At 57.4% G+C, this 8,558-nt stretch carries 4 protein-coding genes; all 4 read right to left on the bottom strand.

Features of this window, described 5'->3' with window-relative positions:
• Window positions 1-52 precede the first annotated feature (52 nt).
• The 4 genes from F8N49_RS21960 to F8N49_RS21945 all read right to left on the bottom strand — a co-directional run bounded on the left by F8N49_RS21960 (window position 53) and on the right by F8N49_RS21945 (window position 8,376).
• Entirely contained in the window at window positions 53-4,954 is a 4,902-nt protein-coding gene (locus tag F8N49_RS21960; protein ID WP_151552546.1) for an RHS repeat-associated core domain-containing protein, read from the bottom strand.
• Complete coding sequence (locus tag F8N49_RS21955; protein ID WP_122751926.1) at window positions 4,951-5,694, bottom strand: DUF4123 domain-containing protein; 744 nt, start codon at window positions 5,692-5,694, stop codon at window positions 4,951-4,953. The genes F8N49_RS21960 and F8N49_RS21955 overlap by 4 nt, the downstream gene beginning before the upstream one ends.
• Window positions 5,684-7,726 (bottom strand): type VI secretion system tip protein TssI/VgrG, encoded by a 2,043-nt coding sequence (gene tssI, locus F8N49_RS21950; RefSeq protein ID WP_151552544.1) that lies wholly within the window; start codon window positions 7,724-7,726, stop codon window positions 5,684-5,686. Before tssI ends, F8N49_RS21955 begins: the two co-directional genes overlap by 11 nt.
• Window positions 7,727-7,860: 134 nt before the next feature.
• Window positions 7,861-8,376, bottom strand: a complete 516-nt coding sequence (locus tag F8N49_RS21945) for an Hcp family type VI secretion system effector (RefSeq protein ID WP_007949952.1) — start codon at window positions 8,374-8,376, stop codon at window positions 7,861-7,863.
• Between the last annotated feature and the right edge of the window lie 182 nt (window positions 8,377-8,558).

Genomic DNA, 8,558 nt, shown 5'->3' with positions numbered 1-8,558 from the left:
GCTTCCAGAGCATCTTCGCCAGTCAGTATGATTTTCTTGTTTTTTTCTAACATTATTTTCTCCGCGTAAAAGTTGGGTTCTCTAATTTTAAGTTTCCTTTAATGGTCAGCTCCATAGTTCCATACCTAGGGTTTTTAACCCATTCGAGCTGCGAGTCAGGTACGTCTGTCTCAATGTAATCCCGGCCGCGGCCTCTGCCAATTTGGTATTTTTCTTCAGCATCAAGCTGGCTCAGCGGCTTCTTGTTGGCGGGTTCGACGTAAACACGATTGTTATCCTGAGCTTGGATTACACCATCGCTTTCGATACCAGTAGAGCCTTTTCTGTTGGTGTAGTGCCGGACACGAGTAGTACTTTCTCCGCGAGGGACGGGGGAAGGTGCCGCTGGTTCGCCTTCGTTGACCTTGGCTTTTTCGGAAGGGTTACCGATATCGCCCTTAGATTTAGCTTTCTTCTGTGGACATTCGCTACTCAACCCCAAAGGATCCACCCACCCCGTAGGGTTAGGCGCGTACTGGTAGCTATTCAACCCACCCGCAAGCTTGATCGGATCCGGCGTCAAAAACCGTCCAGTCCCCGGATTGTAGTAGCGGTGGCGGTTGTAATGTAACCCTGTCTCGGCGTCGAAATACTGCCCTTGAAAACGCAGCGGATTATCGATTTCGCTGACGTCCAGCGCCGCGAGGTTGCCATAGGCGCGGTACTTCGCGGACCACATGATTTCGCCACTGTAGTCGGTGAGCTCTTGCGGAGTGCCAAGGTGGTCGAGTTGATAGTAGAACGGGGCAGCCTTTAGTGGGCCTTCGCCGTCGAGCATTGCCAATGGGCGGAAGCTGCCCGGTTCGTAGATGTAGCTGCGATAACGATTTTCTGCGCTTTCGGCGATCAAGCGTTCGCCTTGCCAGAGAAATTCAGTGGTGTGGCCGTCGACGGTTTTTTCGAAGCGGCGACCGAAGGCGTCGTATTTGTAGGTTGCAGTGCTGCCGCCTGGCAGACTCACGCCGATCAGGCGATGCTGGCAGTCGTAGCGGTATTCGGTGACGAGCTTTTGGCCGTTGCCGCGACGCTCGCGGATCAAATTTCCGTACGCGTCGTAGTCGTAGTGGCGGTCGCCTTGCATCAGCAGGCGATTACCTTTGACGTTGGCGAGGTTGGCTGCGGGCAGGTCATTCTGGCCGAGGAGGTTGCCTGCCGGGTCATGGGCGAAGCTCTCCGGCATAGCGCCGCGTACGCTGATCAGGCGATCCAGTGGATCGTAGTGATAGCTGCGGTTGCCTTTGCGGCTGTCGTTAATACCGGCGAGGTTGCCGTTGGCATCGTAGTTGTAGCGACGCTGGAACAGGTGTTTGTCCCGTTGGCTGACGCTGTGGGCCTGTAGTCGGCCCTGTTCATCGTATTGGTATTGGCTAAGCAGCAAGCCTTGTTGGCGCTGTTGCTCGCGGCCTGCATTGAATTGGTGGCTGGTCAGGCGTGAACCGTTCAGGTCGATGCTGCTCAGGCGTCCACCGGACAAATGACGGTAATCGAGCGTGCAGCCATCCGGCAGACGGCAGTGGCTGAGTTGGCCGACGTTGTCGTAAGCGTAACGCGTGGTGCCCCAGCCCTGATGTTCGGTGATCAAGCGATCTTGCACGTCGTATTCATAAGCGAGCGGCCAATGGCCGTCGTCGACGTTTACCAGGCGACCGAGTGCGTCGTAGCTGTAATGAATCTCTTCGCCATCGGGCAGCGTCTTGACCAGCAAACGGCCTGCGGCATCGCGCTGGTATTCGGTAACCAGTTCACTACCGTCGTCACCGCACTCGGTTTTCTTCAGCAGTTGGCCGTTGAGGTCGTACTCGTACGCGGTGCGTCGACCATCGAAACCGGTTTCCTGCTGGATCAGGCCGTTCGAGTAATAATCGAGTTGATAGCGTTCGCCGCGCTCGTTTTCGATCTCGGTGAGGTTGAGTTGCGAGTTGTCGTAGCGATAGCGCAGTTGGCTGCCGTCGGGATTGATCCGGCGGCTGACGAGGTGCAGGTTGTCGGCGTATTCGTAGCGGGTGATCCGCCCGAGCTCGTCGCGTTCGGCGGTGACGCGGCCATACGGGTTGTAGGTAAACGCACGTGTGGCGCCGCCGGGCAGGGTGACCTGAGTGAGGCGGTCGACGGCATCCCATTGGTATTGGGTGATCGCTCCGAATTCGTCCTGGCGAGTGATTTGCCGGCCGAGCGCATCGTAGCGATACTTGCGTTGACCTCCATCCGGCAGGCGTTCTTCCAGCAATTGGCCGAGGTTGTTCCAGCCCAGTTGATGACGACTGCCGTCGGGGTGGCGGATCTCAAGCAAGCGTCCCTGACGGTCATAGCTGTAGAAGGTCTCGTTGCCGTCAGGATCGGTTTGTTGGGTAATATCGCCCTGGCGGTTGCGTTCGTATTTCCAGCGGGCCTTGCCGCGCTGGACATCAATAAGTTGACCGTTGAAGTAGTTGTAACGCGTCGGAACACCTTCCGGGGGGATCACCGCAATCAAGCGTCCGGCATCGCTGTACTGATACTCGGTGATCGCTTCCATCGGGTCTTTAACGGCGATCAATCGGCCGTTATCGTCATAAGCGTTCTGCGTCTCACCACCGTCGGGCGCGGTCTCACTGACCAAGCGTGCATTTTCGTCATGCACATAGACCAGCTCACTGCCGTCAGCGTTATGGACAATGACTGAGCCTTTATCGTCCCACTCGTAACGCGCTTCCATCTGCGCATAATTGGCCCAATGACGCACGCATCGGGACAGCTTGCCTTCACGCTCCCACTCCCAGAAGAAGCTAGCCCCTCCGGCCATTTGTCGCTCAAGGATGACGTGCTGATCGTTGTAGCGGTAATGCTCGGTTTCGCCGATCGCATTGGTGGAAGAAATCAGTTGATTGAGTGCGTTGTATCGGTAGGTGACGAGGGTATGAATCGTCAGCCATGGGTCTTGGCGTTCGCCGCGTTCATTGTATTCGTGGCGTTGTTGCTGTTGGTCGACAGCAACGATGTGTCTGTCTTCGTAGCGCAGCAAAAGGGCGCGCCCTGCGCCGTTATCTATGCGCTGGATACGATCAACGAAGTCATAACTGATGTGCAGACGATTTTCGTAAGCATCGCTGATCGCGGTCAGTCGACCGGCACGGAAATGGTAGAAGCGGGTTTTTGCCCCGGCTTGGGTCAAAATGAGTTCGCCGGGTTCATTACCTAGATAAATCGCTGCCTGAGCCAGGCTGTTAGTGATGGCCGGCCGCTGTTCCGTGGGCATCGGGAAACGGGTTTGCCGGTTCTCGTTGTCCGTCCACAGCACACCCTCATCGTCGATCTGCAAGCGATGAGACAGTGAATGACTCCAGCCATAGCCGAGGCGGCTATCAATTTCGACTGCACTGCTTCGGTACAGGCGTGTCCACTCAAAAGGCAGCAGGCCACCCAGTTCCCCATCGGTGAGCGTCAGTAACTCTTCACCGGTCACCATCGATACTGGTTCGCCGTCTGAGCATGTGTCGTCGACGCATTGTGCAGGTTTTTTTGCTGGGTTCTTCGGCTGTTCGGGGGCGTTGTCGACGGTCTCTACTTGCTCGATCCGTGAGGCTGGCTCATCTTTTTTACGGGTTTGAATCTGCGCATCGGATTCCAGTTTTCCGCCGGTGCCCGGTAGCTTGCTCTTCGGAGCTGTCGCGGTTTCGGCAGGTTTGGGAGCGGCAATCTGAGGATCCGCTTTGGGTGTCGGATTGAATTTCGAATCACTTCCGCCGGTGATCGGTGGCTTGCTTTTAGGCGCTGTGGCCGTTTCGGCAGGTTTGGGAGCGGCAATTTGAACATCCGCTTTGCGTGCCGGATTGAATTTCGAATCACCATTGAGTAGCAACGGCTTCGATGCTTCGGTATGCGGCGTCGCTTTGGACTTGCTGACTTTCATCAACATGCCGGTGAAGTCTTCAATCAGCTTTATGACTTTGCCGCTGCTTTGTACCCCTTTGACGGCTTTTGTACCCACGCGTACGGCCAAGCCAAGACCACCAGTCAAAACAACGCCGATCAAAATGTTGAGCAGGAACTCTGTCGACATTTGCGCCAGCACTTCGGTACAAGTCTGCGGCGGCAGCATCTTCACCCAGGCCACGATGGCCGCGACGTATATCCACATCAGCGGCTCATCGCTCGCGATTAACAAAGCCGTGTGAATAGCGTCGGCAGAGGCGTCGTAGATCTTCTTGATCTGTTCTTCAGTGAAAAAATTTTTCAGCTTCTCGTAGTTTTCGCGAGGATGGGCAATGAGGTCGTAGAGACTTTTGATATCGCCCCATAAGCCCATGATCGCTTTCATGAAACCTTCCCAAGCCGCTTCCAGCTCCTGCAAGGCGCGACCTCCAAGGGAGGCTTCGGTGTGCGCCTGCCATAGCGGGAGGAAGCTGGTGCTCCATTCGGTTTGTAGCCAGCCGCCCAACTCGCCGATCACGCCTTGGTAGGAATTGAACAAACTGTCGATCTGGGCACGCGTAGGATTCGGGAAGAAGGTGATTTTGTATTGCTGATTGGGAGTAAGGCCTGAAACTTCAAGAATCCCTGATGCGTCAATGGTTTTATTGATGGTCGGGCCAACTTCGTTTTTGCCGATGAAGCGGGCATTGACGACCGGTGTCAGTTGAACTGGCGTATTGCCGATCGGCACAAAGCGCGCGGACTCGAAACTATGGATCAGCACCAGCTTGCCGTTCGCAGGACAGTTGGCATAAAGGGTATTTTCCTTCTTGCTGTCCTTGTCAGCCGTGCCAACTTCGTCACCGACTTTGAATTGCTGCTCCGCATCCAGAATGCCGCCGTACCAGGCTTCGGCATGCTCGCGGTAATCCTTCAGGCACTTCTTGAAGTCGTTGATGATGGCCTGAGCATCGGGTTGTTTTGCTGTGAGACCGCCAACGATCCCGCCCATTAAAACGCTCATACCACCACCTCTTTTTCCAGATAGGCCTTCAACAGCCCGGTAAAGTTTTCTTCCGTGAGTGGCGTGCGTTTAACAAAGCGCGCCACTTTTTGTTTCAGGTTCGATTCGGGAAAGGAGAAATACAGATCGGCGTGTTCCTCTTGCAACCACTGCATCATGTTGCCGATAACGGTCGATGGATTTTCTGCCATTAACCCCTCCAACAACCCCTTCGGCACCTCCCACCACGGCCAGTCCCGCACCTTCGGCACAACTCGCGTGCCCACTTCCAGCGCCTGCCCATTGATCAGATACCGCTCAAACACCGGCAGCATTTCTCCAGCCTTCTCCCCAAGCCCCCGCAGAATCGGATAAATATGCCGCCCATCCCAAAACCGGAAAAACACCTCGGTGCCATCCGGCATTTTCACCTGCGTCAGGCTGCGCAGATGTTCGAACACTTCGTTCGGCTCTGAACGCGACACCGCCAGCCAGCCCCAGTCGAGGGCGTCGGTGTCGGCGATCCAGGGCAGGAAAGCGGAGTTGGCTTTGAGTTCGGTGAGGTAGGGCATCACCGGTTGCCAGGTGGAGTAGGGCGTGCCGCCCCAGATCGGGATGAGTTGGGCGGTGGGTTCGGTGAGGTACAGGGTTTTCAGGGCGTCGGCATCGCTGGCCGCGCTGACGACCAGGTACAAGCGCTCTCCGCTTTGCAGCGGCTGTTGCGCCAGCCAGTCCTTGGGGGTGATTGGTTCAGATGGCACAGGCACCTGCCTTGCATTTTTCGCATTCTTCACAGAACGGCGCGTTACGTTTGAGGGTGTTGATTTGCGCCGGGGTCAGGACCTGGCCAGCCTTGTCGGCATCCGCCTGTTTCAGGACGCCGGGCATCAATGGCGCGGCGCCCGTACCAGCGCCGGGACTACCCCCGGAGTTCATGTTGATCACCGGCCCACTCATGGTCACGCCACCAGCATCAATCTTGATGAAGCTGCCGCCGCCGATCAGCGTGAGTTCCGCACCAGCCTCCATCACCACTTTCATGCCGCTGCTCAGGTGGATTTCCTGGCCGGCGTCGATGAACTGGCCGGTGCCGATCTTGATGTGCTGGTTCACGCCGACGGTGAGGTGGTCGTTGGCGCGGGTTTCGACTTTGCGGTCGGCGTAGACGGTGTGGTGTTCTTCGGCCTTGAATTCGCTGTAGCTGTTTTGCTCGACGGTGTCGTGGCGTTCGTTGCCGACGCGGATCTTCTGGTCGTGCTCGATGTTCTCGTCCCAGTCGCGCTGGGCGTGCAGGTAGATTTGTTCCTGGCCTTTTTTGTCTTCGATGCGCAGTTCGTTGTAGCCGCCACCACCCATCGAACTCAGGGTCTTGAAGGTGCTGCGGGTCTTGTTCGCCGGCAGTGGATAGGGGACGGTGTTTTCCTTGTGGTACAGGCAGCCGCTGATCAGCGGTTGATCGGGGTCGCCCTCAAGGAAGGTGACCAGCACTTCCATGCCGATGCGCGGGATGGCGATGCCGCCGTACTGGGCGCCGGCCCAGGCGCTGGAGACGCGCAGCCAGCAGCTGGTCTTGTCGTCGGCCTGACCCTCGCGATCCCAGTGGAACTGGACTTTGACTCGGCCGTATTCGTCGCAGTGGATTTCTTCACCTTTCGGGCCGGTGACCACGGCGCTCTGGCTGCCGAGAATGCGTGGTTTCGGGTGGCGCAGCGGCGGGCGGTTGGGCACGTCCCACGGCGTGGCCTGGAAACGGTTGCGATAACCCTGATGGAAATCGTCTTTCAGCGCGGTGGTGTCGCTGGTCACCGACTCCTCGAGCACTTGCGGCTGCTTGCCTTCATGCAGGACTTCGGTGAGCAGCCAGAGGTCGTTCCACTTGGCTTTCGGGTGTTCGGTCAGGGCGAGGAAATGGCCGCTGACCAGCAACGGCTGATCGCTCTTGCCTTCGGCCAATTGGAAGTCGCTGCGATGGCGTTCGAGGGCACGTTTGGCCAAATGTTTGCCGCGCTCGCGGTCGATGAAGCGACCCGGGTAATCGTAGTCTTCGAGGTCGGGCAGGGCGTCGCCACGGTTTTCGCTTTCCAGGGTCAGGCGCGGTTTTTCGAAGTCGTAGTCGCGGCGGGTGGTGCGGCTGGTGCGGGTTTCCAGGCGCAGGTCGAAACGCTTGATTACCGGGTTGCTGGCGACCATGCCGGAGTCTTGCTGATAGGGCACCGGGGCGAGTTTCGGGAACACCGTCTGGTCATCGCCGAAAACGAGCTTGTGCGCGTTGGCGCTGTGCTGGAAGTGGAAGTGAATGCCTTCTTCTTCGCACAGGCGCTGGATGAAATGCAGATCCGATTCGTCGTATTGCACGCAGTAGATGCGCTCGGGATAGATCGAGCCGGTCTTGAATTCGTAGGCGTTGCTTTGGATGCCGTGCTCTTCCAGCACTTGGCCGATGATTTTCGGCACGCTGAGGTTCTGGAAGATGCGCTGGTTGATGCGGTGCGCCAGATACGCCAGTTGCGGGCGCAGCGTCACCGAATAACGGGTCAGACGCTTGCCGGAATCGCCTTGTGCGGCGCGGTAGATCTGGCCATGGATGCCCCTGCCGTCAGGCGACAGCTGCAGAAAGGCCGGTTTGTGCAGCAGGGTTTCGAGGTCCAGCGACGGCTGCTCACTGACCAGCTCCACCTCGAAGACAAAAGGCTGGCTGATGGCTTCCCGGCCGGTCAGGTTAAACACCTGAAAGTCGGCGGAAAGCCCTTCGATGGTCAGGGCAAAGTGGGTTTCATTGGCCGGCGCGAACATCCCTTGTTCCTCGTGCTGTACAGCGGCGCCCGTCGACGACCGCAAAAAAGCGGCTCAACGTACGCGAAATTCTGGAGGGGCGTAAACAACATCGACCAGCAGAGCTGGCCGATGCGTGTAACGGTCAGCCGTAATTAAACGACTGGAGCACGCCAGTCATCGGAACCCGAAGTACCGGATACTTCGTGGGTCCAGGTGATTTTGCGGTAGGTGAACTGCACTTCTTCCAGGTGGGTGAAGTGCGCGTTGCCTGGATCCTGGCAGTTGTGCATTTTGTTGTTGATGGCGACGATGATCGCGTCTTCCAGTTTGGTGGTGTAGTAGTGCTCTTGGGTGCCTTGAGCCGAAGTGCGGTACCACTGGATAACGATTTCGCTCATGCGCTCGCCGGAAGTCAGAGCTGCTTGCAGCAGTGGCGAAGCCTTGTCGTAGACCTTGGTGATCACAACTGGCTTGTGAACGCGCTGACCGGTTGGCTGACCGGATTGCGGGTCACGCGGGATGATCACGTCGTGGGTGAAAGCCTGAACCATGACCTGGTCTTCGTGGCCTTCCTGGTAGGTGTTGCCAACGGAGTCGGCGGTGAAAGCGCCGGCAGTGATCAGGCCTTGTTTTTCGCCGGTAACCGACATGTACGCTGGTGTTGCCATGGGGTGCTCTCCTTGCGGATAAATTTAGGGTGCCCGGAGGCGAAATCGCCCGGTGGGTGACCCAGTGTTATCAAGGAGCGTGCCAGGTTTTGCGCGGTGCCCGGATGACGGGGGCGCCACGCTGGTTGGTCATCATTCGCGGCGTTTTTCAGCGGGAAAATCGGGAGGAAGTGCGCAAGAAG

Origin of the sequence: Pseudomonas sp. GXM4, assembly GCF_008923895.1 — a bacterium.
GTDB lineage: Bacteria > Pseudomonadota > Gammaproteobacteria > Pseudomonadales > Pseudomonadaceae > Aquipseudomonas > Aquipseudomonas atacamensis.
This window is presented reverse-complemented; position numbering and strand designations above follow the sequence as displayed.